General features: G+C 33.8%; 22 protein-coding genes. 19 read left to right on the forward strand and 3 right to left on the reverse strand.

The genetic code is table 11. The features are described from left to right. Positions 1–122 precede the first annotated feature (122 nt). The 19 genes from G468_RS23835 to G468_RS20825 all read left to right on the forward strand — a co-directional run bounded on the left by G468_RS23835 (position 123) and on the right by G468_RS20825 (position 14,628). Positions 123–260: a hypothetical protein gene (locus G468_RS23835; protein WP_155846999.1), complete on the forward strand. Its 138-nt coding sequence runs from the start codon at positions 123–125 to the stop codon at positions 258–260. A 40-nt stretch (positions 261–300) separates the two neighbouring features. Continuing rightward, entirely contained in the window at positions 301–771 is a 471-nt protein-coding gene (locus tag G468_RS0112415) for a hypothetical protein (RefSeq protein ID WP_026823400.1), read from the forward strand. Beyond that, positions 771–1,220 carry a hypothetical protein gene (locus G468_RS0112420; RefSeq protein WP_034249902.1) on the forward strand — a complete coding sequence of 150 codons (450 nt, stop codon included), beginning with the start codon at positions 771–773 and terminating at the stop codon, positions 1,218–1,220. Before G468_RS0112415 ends, G468_RS0112420 begins: the two co-directional genes overlap by 1 nt. Continuing rightward, on the forward strand, positions 1,217–1,633 hold the full coding sequence (locus G468_RS0112425; protein WP_026823402.1) for a hypothetical protein: 417 nt from the start codon (positions 1,217–1,219) through the stop codon (positions 1,631–1,633). Before G468_RS0112420 ends, G468_RS0112425 begins: the two co-directional genes overlap by 4 nt. Continuing rightward, positions 1,634–2,578, forward strand: coding sequence for a hypothetical protein (locus tag G468_RS0112430; protein ID WP_026823403.1), 945 nt, complete (start codon positions 1,634–1,636; stop codon positions 2,576–2,578). Further along, positions 2,579–3,970 (forward strand): hypothetical protein, encoded by a 1,392-nt coding sequence (locus G468_RS0112435; protein ID WP_026823404.1) that lies wholly within the window; start codon positions 2,579–2,581, stop codon positions 3,968–3,970. A 10-nt stretch (positions 3,971–3,980) separates the two neighbouring features. Beyond that, positions 3,981–4,424, forward strand: coding sequence for a hypothetical protein (locus G468_RS0112440; RefSeq protein WP_026823405.1), 444 nt, complete (start codon positions 3,981–3,983; stop codon positions 4,422–4,424). Then, complete coding sequence (locus G468_RS23840; protein WP_026823406.1) at positions 4,424–5,011, forward strand: hypothetical protein; 588 nt, start codon at positions 4,424–4,426, stop codon at positions 5,009–5,011. The genes G468_RS0112440 and G468_RS23840 overlap by 1 nt, the downstream gene beginning before the upstream one ends. A 93-nt stretch (positions 5,012–5,104) precedes the next feature. Beyond that, positions 5,105–6,913, forward strand: a complete 1,809-nt coding sequence (locus tag G468_RS0112450) for a lytic transglycosylase domain-containing protein (protein ID WP_026823407.1) — start codon at positions 5,105–5,107, stop codon at positions 6,911–6,913. 8 nt (positions 6,914–6,921) lie between these two features. Continuing rightward, the gene (locus G468_RS0112455) at positions 6,922–7,587 is read left to right on the forward strand and encodes a hypothetical protein (RefSeq protein ID WP_026823408.1); all 666 of its coding nucleotides are present in this window, start codon (positions 6,922–6,924) and stop codon (positions 7,585–7,587) included. Positions 7,588–7,591: 4 nt separating this feature from the next. Beyond that, the gene (locus G468_RS0112460) at positions 7,592–7,855 is read left to right on the forward strand and encodes a hypothetical protein (RefSeq protein WP_026823409.1); all 264 of its coding nucleotides are present in this window, start codon (positions 7,592–7,594) and stop codon (positions 7,853–7,855) included. Beyond that, on the forward strand, positions 7,855–8,934 hold the full coding sequence (locus G468_RS20810) for a hypothetical protein (RefSeq protein WP_051297079.1): 1,080 nt from the start codon (positions 7,855–7,857) through the stop codon (positions 8,932–8,934). The genes G468_RS0112460 and G468_RS20810 overlap by 1 nt, the downstream gene beginning before the upstream one ends. A gap of 4 nt (positions 8,935–8,938) precedes the next feature. After that, positions 8,939–9,640 carry a hypothetical protein gene (locus G468_RS0112470; RefSeq protein WP_026823410.1) on the forward strand — a complete coding sequence of 234 codons (702 nt, stop codon included), beginning with the start codon at positions 8,939–8,941 and terminating at the stop codon, positions 9,638–9,640. Beyond that, positions 9,637–9,981: a hypothetical protein gene (locus G468_RS0112475; RefSeq protein WP_026823411.1), complete on the forward strand. Its 345-nt coding sequence runs from the start codon at positions 9,637–9,639 to the stop codon at positions 9,979–9,981. Before G468_RS0112470 ends, G468_RS0112475 begins: the two co-directional genes overlap by 4 nt. A gap of 10 nt (positions 9,982–9,991) precedes the next feature. Beyond that, positions 9,992–11,218: a baseplate J/gp47 family protein gene (locus tag G468_RS0112480; protein ID WP_026823412.1), complete on the forward strand. Its 1,227-nt coding sequence runs from the start codon at positions 9,992–9,994 to the stop codon at positions 11,216–11,218. Beyond that, positions 11,215–12,039 carry a hypothetical protein gene (locus tag G468_RS0112485; protein ID WP_034249904.1) on the forward strand — a complete coding sequence of 275 codons (825 nt, stop codon included), beginning with the start codon at positions 11,215–11,217 and terminating at the stop codon, positions 12,037–12,039. Before G468_RS0112480 ends, G468_RS0112485 begins: the two co-directional genes overlap by 4 nt. 3 nt (positions 12,040–12,042) lie before the next feature. Continuing rightward, positions 12,043–12,975, forward strand: coding sequence for a gp53-like domain-containing protein (locus tag G468_RS20815; protein WP_051297080.1), 933 nt, complete (start codon positions 12,043–12,045; stop codon positions 12,973–12,975). A gap of 1 nt (position 12,976) precedes the next feature. Continuing rightward, entirely contained in the window at positions 12,977–14,203 is a 1,227-nt protein-coding gene (locus G468_RS22525; RefSeq protein WP_051297081.1) for a gp53-like domain-containing protein, read from the forward strand. Between the two features lie 2 nt (positions 14,204–14,205). After that, entirely contained in the window at positions 14,206–14,628 is a 423-nt protein-coding gene (locus G468_RS20825) for a tail fiber assembly protein (protein WP_051297082.1), read from the forward strand. Here G468_RS20825 and G468_RS0112505 read toward each other — a convergent pair. The 3 genes from G468_RS0112505 to G468_RS20835 form a co-directional block, all read right to left on the reverse strand. Then, positions 14,611–15,225 carry a DUF1919 domain-containing protein gene (locus G468_RS0112505; RefSeq protein WP_026823414.1) on the reverse strand — a complete coding sequence of 205 codons (615 nt, stop codon included), beginning with the start codon at positions 15,223–15,225 and terminating at the stop codon, positions 14,611–14,613. The genes G468_RS20825 and G468_RS0112505 overlap by 18 nt on opposite strands. Before the next feature lie 73 nt (positions 15,226–15,298). After that, positions 15,299–16,111, reverse strand: a complete 813-nt coding sequence (locus G468_RS20830) for a glycosyltransferase family 32 protein (protein ID WP_051297083.1) — start codon at positions 16,109–16,111, stop codon at positions 15,299–15,301. A 125-nt stretch (positions 16,112–16,236) separates the two neighbouring features. Continuing rightward, the coding region (locus tag G468_RS20835) for a Rha family transcriptional regulator (protein ID WP_034249907.1) at positions 16,237–16,944 on the reverse strand (708 nt) is incomplete at its 5' end.

Below are 16,944 nucleotides of genomic sequence, written 5' to 3' on the forward strand. Positions count from 1 at the left end.
TTACTTTTACTTTTCGGGTCATATTTATACCTATAAGATTTTGCTTAATTATAAGCTATAAATCTCTACAGTTTTATTAGACCACTACAACCCCAAATCAACAAGCAGTTAATGTTCAGTTTATGGATGTTGCAGCTCCAACAGAAGTGCCAACGCCAACGCCAGATGGTGGTTTGACAACTTTATATACATGTCGAGCAACGCCTGGGTGGAACTTCCGTCCAGAAGGTATAACTTTATTATCTGCAAAATATAGTTAAATAAAGAGGACGGAAGTCCTCTCTATTTTCAGAGGGAAAAATGAAATTATTTATTGCTAATTGCACTCATCAAAAGCACAAGTTTAATTATAAATTACCAGAGAGTTATCAGTCTTTTGGGATGGACATTGATAAAGGTCAGCAAATTCAATTACCAGAAATGACCTCAAGTGAGATTGAATACGTGATCTCACAACATGAAAGTTACGGTTTGACTGATGTAAAGAGAATAAATAAAAAATTCTCAGGTCTTTGTTATTCAATCGATAATCCTATTAGTGTTTCAAAAATAAAAGATGGTCAGTGTCAAAAAAATGAAAATTTAGAGTCAATGTCAGAAGAGATAATGAAAAATACTGCCGCTGCTTCATTACAAAATTTGGAGCAAAAAATATTAGAAACTGGAAATATTCCCGACGGTTCTGTATTAGAAATTGATATAGAAGCAAAGCCGGTTGATCCTGAATTCAATAAAACTCCAATGAAGAAAAAACTGAAGGCACAACGTTAATGATTAAACCGACATTCGAGGGATTTTTAGATTTTGTCAGAAATATTATGAAAGTTCCTGAATCGGCTATTTCTGATGATGATCCAGCTTTAAAGTTTTGCTATGACACCGCCTTAGAATTTATTCCAAAATACCTAGGTCTCGAATTTCTGCCTCATATTTATGTAACAACTGTTTATAACTGCGCTGCTTCTTTTTTGATTAATTATGCTCAAGATACGCCGCCTGATACATATTGGTCAGATATTAGAAAGAGTTTAGGTATAGGCACTCCATCCTATGGAATAACGAACTCAGCAGCAGATCAGGGTACATCAGGTTCAATTGTGATTAGTCAAGCTTTGTCGAATCTTAGTTTAGCTGATTTGATGTTGATGAAAGATCCGTATGGTAGACAAGTCGTAGCAATTCTGATGGAAATGGGCCCACTTTGGGGATTAACAAAATGAAACTCAATCTTGGCGTTATCGATGTTATTTATGATTACGGTGATAATCCAGGACAAACAACACATGAAGTAGCGCAAGACCTAGAGCAACGATATCGATTATTCACGCATTTTTTCAACATGCATCAAAATGAGATAATAGAAGAGTTAGGAACTGAAATATTGTATTCAATTGTGAATCAAATTGAGCATGGTATTGACTCAAATGTTGACATGAACCTGGAACAAACAAAATTAACATTTCATAAGTTCCTAGAAAACCAAGAATTAGATGGGAAAGTTTATGGAGTTCCTACTAAAGCCTCGATACTAGGTGTTAATTCTAGATTAAAGAAAAAGAAAGGGCCTCCTAGACCTTCATTTATCGATGGAGGGCTATTGCAAACAAGTTTTCAAGCATGGGTAGAAAAATAAATGGCCAGCTTAGAAGAAGCTGCGAAAGTGGCAAATACACAACTTTCATCGGTATTACATTCAGCAGTAGAAACTATCTCGTCAGATCAGACAATCAAATTCAAACTTTATGTTAAGCAAGTATTGCCGATAGATGGTTTTGTTTACTGGGTTAATGCTGACATTTTAAATCAATCTGAATTAAAAAGATTGAACGTTACCGCTGCAAAAAGTTTGATAGTAAAGGGTAGTCTACATAGACAAGTGGTTAGCAGACAAGATGAAACAACGTCATTTTCAGTCGATAGAATTATTTTCACTCCCTTGTCAAAAATTGATGATTTCGATTTAGTTGATCCCCAAACAATGTATATCGGAGAATTTGACGCAGCTAGGTTTAATTTTTCGTTAATGCATAGCAAATATACTCAGGCTGGAATTTTCCACTATGAAGGGGTAGCTGTGTTACCGACGATGGAGACGCAGTTAATTGATAAAATAGAAGATATTCCCGATAAACTTGTTTTGTCTAATAGTGTTCCTATCTGGCTAAGCTTAAATAAATTTTCACAAGTTTATCCATCCTTTTTGTCGCCAGCTAACTTATATCCTCCTTATATCGTCGCCGACGTCAAAGAAACAAAACCGCTACAGATAGGGTCATTTTCAAAGAACAACACTCGATGGCAGTGGGTACAAGACAAAGTCAGAGTGACACTTTACGGATTGAATAATGAGCAAGCATTAGATTATGTAGATTACATTGTTCAATCAGCGCTAGAAGATGAAAGTTTCGGCGTTTCTAATATGCCGGTAGTTAAAGACGGCAAAGCTAATCAAGTTGAAATCAATGTATTAGCAAAACAAAAAATAATCGAATTTGAAGTTAATTATTACCAAGCGACGGCGAGAGAGATCGCATACAAATTAATAAAAGAAGCAATTTGCAATTATGAGGTTCACTAAATGTCTTATCAAATTGTTGATATAAATGTTTCACAAACGATTAGCGCCACGCCGTCTAATCTACAACAGAAAGCGGCATTTTTGTCGTACGGATATACTTCTGCTCAAATCGGAATACCACATTTAATAACAAATATAAAAGATTACAATGATATAACTCAGATACAAATAGTTTCATATACAGCAGAAACTAATTCAGCTAACACTGAAACAACTTTATATATAACCTATCCTGAAGATGTCAATTTACCCTACGAAAAAGGTGAAAATATTCAGTTAATTATTTCTGGATGTTATCCTGAAAAACCTTGGAATGGAGCACAATCAGGGGAAATATCAGAAGAGTTATCTAACACTATTGTGTGTAAATGGCTTAGATCTTGGGATTCAGAAACATCACCTTCAATTCTAGGTAAATTTACATTTACAAGTGATTATGCAGAAGGAATTAATCCTTATGAATTAACGGAAGATGTAAGGATTTTCTTTTCACAAGGTGCGAATGTTGGTGCTTATATTTTAGAGCTAGGCCCTATTCAATCTACTATTGAAGAGATAGCGCAAGAACAATTAAAAAGACTTATTGCATATGTGCAAGAACCAGAGGAAAAGATATATAGCTATCAATTAACGGAAGCAATTAGCTCATTAGAAGAAACACGTGCTTTTGTGAAACAATATGAAGCGCCGGATGCTATGCAATACTTTTTTGTAAAAGTTAAAGACACTAATCCTTACAAAACAATCAAATCTGCTCCAGCAATGACATTTAAGCGAAAATTAACGCCAGGAAGCTTGGAAGATCCATGTCCTTCTGGTGCTTTTTTGTGGAATTATGTCAGCCCATCTCCTTCTGAAGTTAATAAAGTTCCGCCTATGTCCTTTCGATATTTACGCGGCGTTGAAGCATTAAAAGAAAAAGATTCAATTTTACAAAAGTATGATAGTGATTTTATTAATTATGTTGGCACGGGCGCTGAAGGTGGAATTTCCAACACAATTTTGCTTAAAGGTGTGTTCAGTGATGGTAATGATGCAACGTATTGGTATTCAGTAGATTGGGTTCAGATTAATGTTAAGCAAGCATTAGCCAATGCAATCATTAACGGAAGTAATAACCCTATAAATCCGCTTTATTACAATCAAGATGGTATAGATAGACTACAAATTGTTGCTCAAAACGTGATGAATAGTGGCATAAGCTATGGCCTCATCAATCCTGATGTTACAGGTGGTGTAACGGTTAATGCAATTCCATTCAAAGAATATATCACAAATAATCCCAATGATTACGCCATAGGTCGTTATGCTGGTTTTTCAGTTGAATATGCACCCAATCGTGGATTTACAAAAATTATATTTAATATCAATGTAACACTACAGGCAGCTTAAGGAGTTATATATGCCAAATCCAATGATAAACCCAGGTGTACTTAATCGGGTAAGGGGTAGTGTTAAGTTTGTTGACTATCCGCAGTTAAATGTATCAGCTTCATATCTAGCACAAGAAGGGATAGAATTATTGTTTCAGGGTAATTTTGTTGATTCATTGCCGGTGATGGCAGGTGTTGTTCAGTCACCTCAACCTTACATTTTATTGGGTGTAAGAATTCATTTAGTAAGAAGCCAGGAACTTGCAAGTATTTATAAAAAACAATCTGAATTAAATTGCTTATTGGGAGACATAAGACTTTATACAGATAGCACAAAATATGGTGATTTTGATTTAATAAATACTGCATTAAATAATGTTGCCGATATGACATTCAACGGTACTGATCCTGGCGTAGTTATCACATTAACAGGAACCTATTTTGTTAATTCTTCTATGTGGGATGCTATCTAATGAAAATTAATCGTAAATTGAACTTAGTTGTTCCCGTTGATTTAAATGATGAAACTTCAGGATTTATACATTCAACACCCATATCAAAAGAAATTTTTCAAAAACATGTATTAATTTTAGCTAAAACTTACTCATTCATTTTTTCTGAAAACTTAAATGCGATATCAGGGCCACGAGTTGCCTATTTTTTGCTTAAACAAATAGCTGAAAGTCAGGGAGATTGGGAAGGTAAGGATGGTGTAGAGAATCCCTTAATTAATGAAATTATTCGCCTTTCAAATCTTGTTTACCCTAAAGAGAAAAAAGGCTATGACACAATGCCGCTTGAGGTTGCGATAGAGAAAGAGCTAATTGATATCGATGAGGCGATTAATGAACTGGTTTTTTTTACATGTTTCTCTGTGATCAACAAACCCGCTCAACTTGCAATATGGATGGAGCGGCTAAATTTGCTGTGGAATTGTGCAAGTACACCCTTGAATGTTACGGAATGGATTGCTTCTATCAAGACATCGAGTGCTACAGACAGTACTGGCGAGATGGAGAAACCATCATCTCAGCAATCCTCGACTATTGTGCCGGCTTAGGATTTTATGATCTCTTTATTGACTTGCCTATAAAAATATCAACTTCATCTCAATTCCGCGAATTATTAAAATGCAAACCAAGAGGATTGTTTAATGGCTAATTCCGTGCCAGTGCTTACTATTGATATTGATGATAGTAAAATAAAGCGATTAGAAGACGTTGCTAAACAATTCCATGATGCATTTAATACAATGCCTTCCGGTTCAATACCTTCTGGTAGACCCAGAGGGGGTTATATTCCAGGTAAAGAAAAATGGAATAATAAATGGATTTCTGCTCATGAAAAAGACATTCAATATAGTCCATTATTTAAAAAATCTGGGACAAATGAGTTTGATAAATTTTTTAATAATTTAAGCAAAGCATCTAAAGAAGCCTCTAAATCACTTAAAGAGCTAAATAAAACACTCAAGCAAACTGCTAACGTAGCCGGAGGTTTATTCTCTACAACATTAAGTTGGGGTGTGAAACTGGCTGCTTTTGGTGCGATTGGAACTGGTGGTTTTGGATTAATCGCTAAGGGTGCAGCAAATAGTTTATTATCCCCTCAAGGTAGAGGTATTTCTGTTGCTCAACAACAAGCAATCAATGTTGCCTTTGGTGGTAGAATATCGGGAATAAATAGCATTATAAATGATCTCAGTAGGGCTAAATATGATGTAAATTCTCCCACGCGACGCGCATTGCTATCTCAAGGAATTAATTACAACAATAATGCTTTTGAAAATATTGGCCCATATCTTCAATCTGTATTGAGAATTGCTGATCAACATCAAGGTGCTGGAGCGCAATTGAATGCCTTACAATCAATGGGATTCAATATTACAGCTGATCAACTTAATCAACTTCAAGCAAACAGAAATCGTTTACCGCAATTCATTCAAGAAATGCAAGCAAATGCAGGTGTTTTTGAAAGTCAGGCGCCCGATAGCACATACCGTGGTTATCAGGATTTAGTCGCTAATTTTACCAAAAATACTTATCAATTAAGTAATTCATTTTTAACCACATTAAGTAAATTAAATCCTGGGTTACAAAAATTTTCAGACGCAATAACTAAGGGATTAACCACATTTATTAGTGGGCCAAATGGTGAAGCTTTATTTGAAACCATTGGTAATGGATTGTCCAGCTTAGCAAAATGGTTAGGATCTGATAATTTCCAAAAAGACTTAAAAAGTTTTGTTGAATTGATAAAAGCGTTAGTAAAGGCTATTTCTGATGCTGTTAAATGGATTTCTGGTGTTTTTGGCGAAGTAGATAGAGCTAAAAATTCTGGATTCGTTCAAGGAAATATCTGGCAAGGAGTTAAAGAATCTTATTACTATGCAAATGATTTAGTAAATAAAGGATTAAAGAACGTTGGAGATTTATTGTTCCCAAGCGCTAAAGCGGCTACAACTAACGCGGTTTTGAATAATATCATTGGAACGGAGTCGAATTGGAATAATAGTAAAATAAATAAAAAATCTGGTGCCATTGGATTAGGACAAATCCTTCCTTCTACTGCGAAATTATATGGATTTGATATCGAAAGGCTAAAAACAGATCCTGAGTATAATTATTATGCATCCAAAAAAATATTTGAGGATAACTTAAAAAGATATAACGGAGATTACGCTAAATCATTGGCTCAATATAACGGCGGAAATAAAGCTGTTATGGGGAATAGTCTTAATCTTAATAATGAAACTATAAATTATTTATTAAAAATACTTCGAGCCGTTCCTGAAGCTGCTGCTCAACATCCCGGATTAATCGATGCTCTTACCTCAGCTCAATCGCAATCCAGTATTCCAGGTAATGGGAAAAATAGATTTATCATACAGCTAGAGACAGTTGATACTCCAGGGGCTGATAGTAATTTACAAATACGATCTCAGAAACAAGTAGCATATTAGGTTATAATATGGCAGCAAATATTATTCAAAGTACTTTTTCTCTTGCCTTCGAAATATCCCCCATCATTTTAAATGGCGGAATTGCAAAAGATATTCCTGGAAATTCTTTGCCTATTGCAGTATTTACAGAGGCATTAAGTATTGTTGGCGGTGTTTTGCAAGGAAATGTAAGTGCTTCAACTAAATTTTATCCCATGGCGGGGACAACACTAATACAGCAAGACATTGGTAATTACAATTTTTTCAATCAAATAACCGCAGCCAATGCGGTGATAAAAAAACCAAATAGAATTATCATGCAAATGATAACGCCTGTTAATACATCTGGTAATAAATACACAAAAAAAGTATTAACCTTTGGCGCTTTAAAATCGGCTTTAGATTCACATAATCAGGCCGGAGGAAGCTATACAATTTTAACGCCAGCTCACATTTACACTGGCTGTTTGATGAGAAATTTTGTTGATAGTTCAACATTATCTAGTGAAAATAAACAAACTCAATATAGCTGGATGCTTGAATTTGAACAACCCGTGTTAGCTTATAGAGAACTAGAACAAACATTAACGAACGTATTGCAAAAATTTCAAGGTGAATTACCTTCTGGCGGTGAAATAGCCTGGTCAGGATTAAAAAATGCTGTTTCGGATGGCATTTCTAATATTTTTGGATAAAAAAATGCAAACAATATCATTCAATCCAACTGATAAGCAGCAATTTCAATTTCAATGTTCTTTAGCGGGAGAAACAGTAACTGTTTTTACTCCCTACAATAATTATTCAAATCGTTACTATGTCAAAATAAATGATAGTTCAGGTAATACCAGGGTATTCATGCCATTAGTGTTTTCTCCTGATAATTATGACATTAATCTGGCAATTCCTTTCGAGCCAGGAACATTAATTTATCGCTCATCAATGAGTCACTTTGAGGCTAATTAATGCGATATTATCGATTAACTATTTTAAAAGATGGCAAGTCAATTCCTGTAAATGTTGGTGGGCAAAACGTAACTATTGGGCCATTTGATACAAGTAAAACTCCGTCTTATGGATTACATATTGAATTTGATATTTTAATTCAAGGATGGAATACAGTCACATCAGGAACTGTTATTACTATTTTCGGATTGCCGGTTGAAGTGCTTAACCAATCAATCAATTTTGAAGGTTGCCAGGTAACACTAGAAGGAGGATTTCAAGCTGGTTTGCCTTTATCAAATCCCAAGCAAAATGGCGTTATTTTACAAGGTAAAGTATATACGGCTTATGCTAATTGGTTAGGAACAAATCAATGTTTAATGTTAAGTGTAACACCTCAACAGTTTGATCAAGTATTGGGGAGTTTCCCTATCAAACCTATCACAATAACAGGAAAGTTAAATGATAAGCTTTCGGATGTTTTAAATAATGCTTTAAAAAATGCCTATCCTGATTACAAAATAGAAATCACTATCTCAGATGAACTTGTTCTGACAGAAGATATTGATGGTGTTTATCCTGGTGGACTTAGTCAATTAGCTGGTCAGATGAGAAGTTATTCCAGAGGATTGTATCAAAATGCTGCCTATGACGGTGTTAGAACAACTATTCAAGATAGTAAAATAAAGCTATGGGATAATGCCTATATACCCCAAAAAATTCAAACCATTTCAATAAAGTTTGAAGAATTAATTGGTCAACCAACTTGGGTTGAGGTTAATACTATTAGCTTTAAATGTCCTATGCGGGCTGACATCAGGGTGGGTGATTATATCCAGCTAAGTAAAAATCCTTATACAAGTCAAGGAAGAGTTTTCTTTGGTGGTTCTTCTCAGGTATACAATTACGCAAGAGAAAAAATAAATTTCTCAGGATATTTTCAGATTAGATCAGTTAGGCACATAGGACAGTACTTAAATGCTGATGCCAATAATGCCTGGGTAACGATTTATGAAGCCAATATCGTTGGTAAACCTGTAGAACAGAAATTAAGAGGATACTCTATTCCACTACCAAAAGGTGTAACTCGACCAGGATGAAAACATGAGTAATTCACAAAAACTCCCTCCCATAGAATCGTTAACCCAACTGATAAACTCACTCATTAATGATCGCTTATCAATCGAAGGTAAGCAATTACCTTGTTACGTGGTTGATGTAGATAATCAGTTTGTCACTGTTCATTTCGATATGTTGCCGGATAATATTGTTTATCCTGAGATTAAGATCCCAATTCTAAGTTGGGAGTATATCCGGATACCCATTCAAAAAGGCGACAAGGGTGTAACTTTAGCGGCCGATGTTTCATTAAGAAATGTTAGCAAACAGGGTGGTGTCGCAAACAGATCTATTTTACCATCACTGACGCCTTTATTTTTTGTTCCCATTTCAAATATTGCTTGGTCTAAAGAGGATGATAAAAAAGTCGTAATAGTAGGCCCAGAGGGTGCAATTATAAAAACTAAAGACGGCAAAAATATCATTACCGTTGATCCGAACAAGATTGAATTAAAATCCTCAGAAACAATTGTTACTGTTAATAATAACAGTGTAACACTTAAAGCCAATGACATTTATTTAAACGGAAAGATACATCTAAACGGCCCTATTGTTACTGATAAAGGTGCTGAAATAGACATTCAGAGTGATGCAAAAATTAAAGGAATCAAGTTTACTGAACATGCGCATCAAGTGCAGGGTATACAGACAGGTGGTTCTACTGTTGTAAGTAAGGGGCCGCAATGAGAACGTGGGGAAGAATTTTAGAAAAAGGTAAAAAGGTATGGGTTGAAGTTAAACCTGACGCCGATGGAGATTCATCTTACTTTTGGCTAACAACGCTTATTCAAACATTGAAGTTAAATTTAGGCGAATCGCCATTTTATATTAATTACGGTATTCCTGCTCAGCAGTCGATCGTGACGCAAATTTATCCTGATTATTATGTTAACCAGGTGCAGCGGCAATTTGCACCTTATTTTGCATCATTAACGATAAATAAAGTGGATAATACATTAAATCCAACCTATGACGTAAACGTAGTATTTTTTAATGGCACAACATTCCGACAACAAATTGCAACCTAGCGAGGTTGAAATGGCAGATATCCCCGTAGTAGTCGATGAATCAGGAGCACAACCCACATCACCACAGGAATTATTAGCAAAACTCATCGATATTGTTTCAAAACAAGTTCCAGATTACACAGCAAATCTTCCTCCTGCACTTATTACTGATTTAGCCACCACAGCTGTAGGCGCTTTAACTATTAATGATAGCGCTATGGTGGAAACGATAAATTCTGTAACTCCGTATGGCGCTAATATTCCAATGTTAGAGCAATTAGGTCAAATATACGGAGTTCAAAAAGGCAGAGGATATAATACTGCTGTCTATGTAGTTTTCACAGGAACACCGGGTTATACAATAGAAAGAGGGTTTAGAGTATCAGATGGAAATCAATCCTATGATGTGCAAACACCAACAACAATCCCAGAATCCGGTCAAACAGAATTGGTTTATTGTATTGCTATTAATACCGGAATATGGGCAGTACCAGCTGGCACTGTTACAAAAATACAAACTTCATTTTCTAGTGAAGTAAGATTAAATTGTATAAACCCATCTGACGGTATACCAGGTAGTAATAACCCTAATTGGGAATCTTATCGAGCTCAGGTTTTACAGGCAGGAATGGTGACATCAATTGGAACGCCATCTTTTCTTAAAAATGAGTTACAAAAAGTAATAGGTGTTAGAGCTAATTTAGTTTCTTATCGAAATGTTGCACCTCAGGTTTGGACAATATTAGTTGGTGGAGGAGATATTTATCAAGTTGCTGGTGCTATTTACCGCTCTATTCCAGACATTTCAACATTAACAAATGAAGTTCCATCTGGTTCTGGTGATAATCCTCCCAGGGCTGTTAATGTTAGCATTATTGATGCAGCTGATACTTATACTATTCCTTATTTAATACCCAATTCTCAAGATGTAGCAATAAATTTAACATTTAGCATTATCTCTAATATTGATGTTTCAGAAGATGTTGTATCATCATTAGCAACGCAACCTATTATTGATTATCTAACTAATATTCAAATAGGTGATCCGATAAATTTAATCAATCTTGAAAGTGTTTTTGTTGAATCAATTATGGATGTTGTGTTACCTAAAAACATCTCCAACATTTTTATTACTGTATATATAGACGATATTGCAAAGCCACCTTTAGAGGGAACTCAATTAGTTTACGGCGATCCGTATAGTTATTTCATTACCTCGTCAACCGCAATAACAATTAGAAAAGCTGGTGCATCATGACAGATAGATTAGTAGAAAAAATATTACCTGCTTATCCTTTTGTTCAATATAATGATGATGAATATGTAGTTGCTTTTTTTGACGCTTATAATGTATTAGCTCAAGAATATTTGACTAAATTTAATCAGCTAAATCTTGGATTTTGGCCAAGTGAAATTATCTCTGGAAAGCTGCTTGATTGGATTGCGTTAGGGATATATGGAATAAAAAGAGAAAGGATAATCATCATTGAATTTCCTACTCTTAAAGATCATGTTGAAGAAGGACCGCTAAACACCATCCCATTTAATACGATCCCGTTTAACACTAAAGACGTTGACGCTTATCAATATCAGTCGGATTTTAAATCAGCAGGTGTTTACAATACGATAGAATATAACGCTATCGCTTATAATCAATTCAAAGAAAAAGCCAAAACAAAAACACAATACATGTCTGATGATTTTTTTAGACGAATTTTGCTATGGAATTTTTATAAAGATGATGGTTTTCAATTTAGTATTCCTTGGTTGAAAAAACGCATTTTTCGGTTCTTTAGGTGTGTTATGGGAAATGGTTTAGATTATGTGAATAGATACGATTTTATTGATCCTCTGAGAAAAGGTTTCTCACCCGATCTGAGGGATTACAAAATTAGTGTTGATAAAGGTGTATTTACAATAATGATAAATCCCCTCGCTTACGATATGGGTTCAAATTCTGAACATCCCGAGTGGTTTGAATTTTTTAAAATATGTATAGAACAACGATTAGTAAACTTGCCCTTTCAATATCAATTCAACGTTTCCCCATGGCCAGTTCAAACCCAACCTATGGAGTAAAAAATGCTGTTAGGATTTGGTAATAATTTAACTTCAAAATTATCTTTAGGAATTTCTGAAACTGACACACAAATAAAAATAAGCAATGGGACAGGAATATACTTTCAGCAAGCGCTTAACTTTGAAATAAAAAACCCTGATGTCAAGCATGATTATATGGCAAAGCTTACGTTGTCTAATGCTGACAGAACGAAAGTTGAAATAATTCATTTATTGAGTGTTTCAGGTGATACGTTAACAGTTTCTCGAGCACAAAAAGGAACTGGAGCCAAGGCGTGGATGGTAGGATCGGTTATTTCTAATTTACCTACAAAAGATAATCAAGAAAGGTTTGTGCAAATAGAGCAACTACAAGGAGGTGATTTTACTTATGCTGTCGCTTCTGGTGATTCTAATAATATAACAATAAATATTCCTTCTACTTTTCAAACAACTTTGGCATTTAACTCTCCCATTGTTGTTTCTCCAGTAAGCACAAATACTGATAAAGTTAAATTGACAATAAACTTAGGATCAAAAAGCATAGGTCCTATTCCGGTTTATCGATATAACAAACAAGATTTGATACCTGGTGATATTTTATCAGGCATTCCTTTTTGTGTGATATTAGAAAAAAATAATGATTTTTTCACGATTCTTAACCCCTGTGCTATTCCAGCCGGTGGAAAAACTTCTAATGATTTTTATCGATGTGAAAAAACAGGATTTACTATCCAGTGGGGCACCGGAACATTAACAAATCAAGCGGGAACGACAGTAATCTTTAAAACACCTTTTTTGCTTTTCTGTGCTGCTGTTCTTCCTATCTCAAATTCAAGCTATACCACGCAATATCCACTTAGTGTGATATCAAAAACGATAACTGATTTTAAAGTTCAAGGTACACCTTGGATTGCGCAAATGAAAGATTTTAGCTACATAGCAGTAGGATATTAATATGATATTAGGATTCGGAAATAATGTTACATCTCGATTAGCATCTGATATTACATCATCTCAGACAACAATAACTATCGATTCAGGTTCTGGTACTATTTTCTCTCGCTTATTAAACCCATCAATCAGTAATCCAGATGTAAAACATAAAGTGATCGCTAAGATTACCATTTCTGATATTGAACAAACAATATGGGAAGTATGTCATTTGACAGAGGTGAATGGAGATACACTAACTGTTATAAGGGGACAAGAGGGCACTTCGCAAAGAGGGTGGAATGCAAGCAGCCTTATCGGCAACTTTGCTACAAAAGGATCAGAAGGTAATTTTGTACAAATAGAACATTTGCAAGGTGGTGATTTTACTTATACAACAGCAAAAGGAACGGCTAATGATCTCGTTGTCAATCTGCCATCAACTTATACAATTGATAATTGGGATTTAAAATCACCTATTGTGATATCTCCCATTAACAATAATACTGGCAATGTCAAGATTCAACTGTTGTTAAACGGATTTTTAATTGGAGATTTTCCAGTTTATAAAGCAAATAAAAATCAACTAATTAAAAATGATATTGTTGCGGGAGTTCCCTTTATTGTTGTTTTAGATAAAACTAAAACATTTTTTAATATGATAAATGCCGGAAGTATCTATGACACATTACAACTAGCTCAGCAGCCTGGTTCATCAACAACAATCCCGTTGAGTCAAAATGCTGTAAAAGAATATTATGCGTTAAAAACATCTCAAGATAATTTAACAGCAGGTAGATTAACTGTTAAGTCTCCTAGTACTCATGGATATTTAGAATTAATTGCAGCTAATGGAAACACTTGGCGGGTAGGTTCTAATAATAATGACCAACGCGGATATTTAGAAAAAATTGGTACTGGTGGCTACAATGTGTATTTTCCTAACAACGCGGGAACGCTAGGGATTCAAAACACCGCCAGCAAATCTCAAAACGGCTATTGGCGATGTGGGGATACGGGGATAATTATCCAGGCAGCAACATATAAAACTAGTGGAAATGGAACGAAAACGTTTAATTTTCCAATACCATTCCCTTCACAATGCATGTCTGCTGTAGCTTCAGTAAATGGAATATCTAATGATCCTGATTATTATTGCTTTTATGTTAGAGCAAAAAATAATCAATATATAACTACTTATTGTGAAGGGATTGGCATGACTGATATAAATATTTTAGCTATGGGATATTAATTATGTATTTTTATAGTCCAAAAGAAAATTTATTTTATCCTAATGAATTGAAAGATATATACATAGAAGCAGGTTCTTTTCCTTCCGACGTGATTGAAGTTGATGACGCTGTATACTTTGAATTTACAAAATATGATTTATCAGATAATAAAGTTAGAGTTTCTGGAAAAGACGGATTCCCCAAATGGGAAGAAGAAAAAATCTCTAAAAGACAACTTATTGAAGATACAAAAGAAAAGATTAATTTTCTATTAAAAGAGGTAAAAAATGTAACACAGATATGGCAAACCCAACTAACTCTCGGTATTATAACAGATAGTGATAAAAGTAAATTAACCGATTGGATGATTTACGCTCAAAAACTTCAGCAAATTGACTTAAAAAATATTAATGATATATCTTGGCCATCAAAGCCCTCTAAATAGCTTAATGAATTTAAAGTAATAAGCTATTCGGATTTTATATAATTGAATTCCATCAGGAAATGTTCCATCAAGATTCATAATCATACTATTCTTTATATTTTTAAAATAAATTTTTCTTTTAAATTTTAATTTATCAAATTTATATTGATCATTATTATCAAAAGAATCGCTATCACAACACTTAAAAATAACAGAATCTAAACCATTTTCATTTATAAAATTTATAAGGCGTAACCTTCTTTTATTCCATTTTTCAATAGATGAAGAGGAGTTTTTGTAATGCAAAAAGTTAATTTTTACACCATCTAAAATTGCAATAGGATAATTATCGTTTTTTATAAAATGAGATTGTTTTAGTTCTAAATGTAAGAAATTTTGTAAATTTGGTAACATATTAATAAAATCAGGTGTTGAAATAAACAATCCCACAAAGGGAGTATTGTAGGGTTGTTTTAGATTTTTATATATTCTAATATTCCAGCAATTATTAGATACAATTGCTATTTTTTTCTTATTTAACAAGATAAAATCTATTTTATCAATCACTTTTAGTTTTGATAATATTTTATTTGTTTTGTGCAATATAAAATTAATCATATAATATGTTCATTACTAAAGAGGGTTTACTTGGTTTGCCATTGGATATTAAAATTTCTCAATTAGATAATATTTACTTATTTTTTGACCACAAAATAGTATAAATTTTATTAGATGAAATTTTAAACTTTAAAATTATAAATTCTCTTTCATTCAACGGAAGTGAATCATTATTGTCATTTTTCTTTGTGAATCTAGTAAATATTAATTTCCCAAATAATTTTAATTTATCTTTACGTGTATAAGTTGTTATCCATGATCCCTCAAATAAGTGTATTGCATAATTCTTCTTTCCATCTTTAGGGGAACAAAAATAATATGATGGATAGATGACCATTCCTTTTTTTAGTTCTGTTTTTTCATATTCATCATAAGGAGGGTTTAAATTATATTTTTTTTGAAAAAACCTACTAATTTTTAAAGTATTTGGTTCTAAATCAAGTTTTTTCCCGTTATTGAATTTCTTATTTTTATAATAATTTAATAACTCATAAATAAAATCACTTCTAGGAACTGACCCCATGACGGCAGACATTATAGGTAGAACAGTTCCTTTGTAATTTTCATAACAACTAAAAAAATCATTACCAAGAAATTTATCAAAAGAATCATATAAAACAACATCTGTATCTAAATATATACCGCCTTGATGATATAATGCATAAAGTCTTATATAGTCAGATACAAATGCCCATTTTTTACTATCATATGCTTGTTTTACATAGATATTATTTATTTCTTTTAGACAATCATTATTCCATTCAATTATTTCATAATCAGGCAAATTCATTTGCCATGTCTTAATACAATCAATGACTTTTTGTGGTTTTGGCTTATCACCTACCCATACATAATGTATTTTTTTTGGTATGGTGTTTTTTTTCATTAGTTTATCCTTAATTCATCACTCACAAAAATCCCCTGTTCGACAGGGGCATGATTATAGTTAACTGATTATTGTTTTTTAGTATTAGTTAGTTTTTTGTTTAAGTTAGGTTTAGTATTCATAAATCAAGTACGTTTCTCAAAATCTATCAGCTTTGCTTTGTGACATTTCCATAACGAATTAGTTAACTGGTTTTTGCTACTTTCAGACGCGAGTATATCTTCAATTTGCTTTAAAACAAAATTAGCATCTTCACGTTTTCTGACAATTCTTTTAATTACAGTTTTTTCAGCTTCGACGATTAATTCTTGTAAGTGTTGAGTAACTTGCCATATACGCTCACATTCTTCTGCAATAGCTGGAATATATCTGACTTCAAAGGGATTAGGTGAGGGTATACCGGTGACTTCTCTCAATGCATACCAGATAGCATTATTCCATGCATCTCTGAAACGAAAGTTTTGCGTCATTAATGCAATGATACGAGCGAGATTTTGGGTATCTTTGCTGCTGAACTTTTCGTGAGCTTCTGTTTGGGGTTGGTATTTTGGTGCAGAATGTAGCTCTGCTTCCATGCGATTAAATTCAGCAATGTAGGCTTCTTTAAAGGCAGCCGCTTTCTTGCCTGTAAATCCCATAACCAAGAATACGAAGCCGTCTTTGGTCATTTCGTAGTAAACGACTTCACGAGTTGCACCCTTAGCAAGTTGTACGTTTTTTATCATTCGCGAAAAGTTGCGAGTGATAAATTCTTCTGAGCATTCAAGCGATTCTACTTTTTGTACAACATGATGATGTTGTTTGCCAAAGTAATGAGCTACATCGTCAGTTGT

The organism is Arsenophonus nasoniae DSM 15247, assembly GCF_000429565.1.
Taxonomy (GTDB): domain Bacteria; phylum Pseudomonadota; class Gammaproteobacteria; order Enterobacterales; family Enterobacteriaceae; genus Arsenophonus; species Arsenophonus nasoniae.

Excerpts from the sequence above, each read along its gene's own strand:
- G468_RS0112440 (WP_026823405.1), top strand. The coding sequence starts at position 3,981 with ATGCCAAATCCAATGATAAACCCAGGTGTACTTAATCGGGTAAGGGGT.
- G468_RS22525 (WP_051297081.1), top strand. The coding sequence starts at position 12,977 with ATGATATTAGGATTCGGAAATAATGTTACATCTCGATTAGCATCTGAT.
- G468_RS0112450 (WP_026823407.1), top strand. The coding sequence starts at position 5,105 with ATGGCTAATTCCGTGCCAGTGCTTACTATTGATATTGATGATAGTAAA.
- G468_RS0112425 (WP_026823402.1), top strand. The coding sequence starts at position 1,217 with ATGAAACTCAATCTTGGCGTTATCGATGTTATTTATGATTACGGTGAT.
- G468_RS20830 (WP_051297083.1), bottom strand. The coding sequence starts at position 16,111 with ATGAAAAAAAACACCATACCAAAAAAAATACATTATGTATGGGTAGGT.
- G468_RS0112435 (WP_026823404.1), top strand. The coding sequence starts at position 2,579 with ATGTCTTATCAAATTGTTGATATAAATGTTTCACAAACGATTAGCGCC.
- G468_RS0112455 (WP_026823408.1), top strand. The coding sequence starts at position 6,922 with ATGGCAGCAAATATTATTCAAAGTACTTTTTCTCTTGCCTTCGAAATA.
- G468_RS0112470 (WP_026823410.1), top strand. The coding sequence starts at position 8,939 with ATGAGTAATTCACAAAAACTCCCTCCCATAGAATCGTTAACCCAACTG.
- G468_RS0112485 (WP_034249904.1), top strand. The coding sequence starts at position 11,215 with ATGACAGATAGATTAGTAGAAAAAATATTACCTGCTTATCCTTTTGTT.
- G468_RS0112430 (WP_026823403.1), top strand. The coding sequence starts at position 1,634 with ATGGCCAGCTTAGAAGAAGCTGCGAAAGTGGCAAATACACAACTTTCA.
- G468_RS23840 (WP_026823406.1), top strand. The coding sequence starts at position 4,424 with ATGAAAATTAATCGTAAATTGAACTTAGTTGTTCCCGTTGATTTAAAT.
- G468_RS20825 (WP_051297082.1), top strand. The coding sequence starts at position 14,206 with ATGTATTTTTATAGTCCAAAAGAAAATTTATTTTATCCTAATGAATTG.
- G468_RS20810 (WP_051297079.1), top strand. The coding sequence starts at position 7,855 with ATGCGATATTATCGATTAACTATTTTAAAAGATGGCAAGTCAATTCCT.
- G468_RS0112420 (WP_034249902.1), top strand. The coding sequence starts at position 771 with ATGATTAAACCGACATTCGAGGGATTTTTAGATTTTGTCAGAAATATT.
- G468_RS0112460 (WP_026823409.1), top strand. The coding sequence starts at position 7,592 with ATGCAAACAATATCATTCAATCCAACTGATAAGCAGCAATTTCAATTT.
- G468_RS0112480 (WP_026823412.1), top strand. The coding sequence starts at position 9,992 with ATGGCAGATATCCCCGTAGTAGTCGATGAATCAGGAGCACAACCCACA.
- G468_RS23835 (WP_155846999.1), top strand. The coding sequence starts at position 123 with ATGGATGTTGCAGCTCCAACAGAAGTGCCAACGCCAACGCCAGATGGT.
- G468_RS0112475 (WP_026823411.1), top strand. The coding sequence starts at position 9,637 with ATGAGAACGTGGGGAAGAATTTTAGAAAAAGGTAAAAAGGTATGGGTT.
- G468_RS0112415 (WP_026823400.1), top strand. The coding sequence starts at position 301 with ATGAAATTATTTATTGCTAATTGCACTCATCAAAAGCACAAGTTTAAT.
- G468_RS0112505 (WP_026823414.1), bottom strand. The coding sequence starts at position 15,225 with ATGATTAATTTTATATTGCACAAAACAAATAAAATATTATCAAAACTA.
- G468_RS20815 (WP_051297080.1), top strand. The coding sequence starts at position 12,043 with ATGCTGTTAGGATTTGGTAATAATTTAACTTCAAAATTATCTTTAGGA.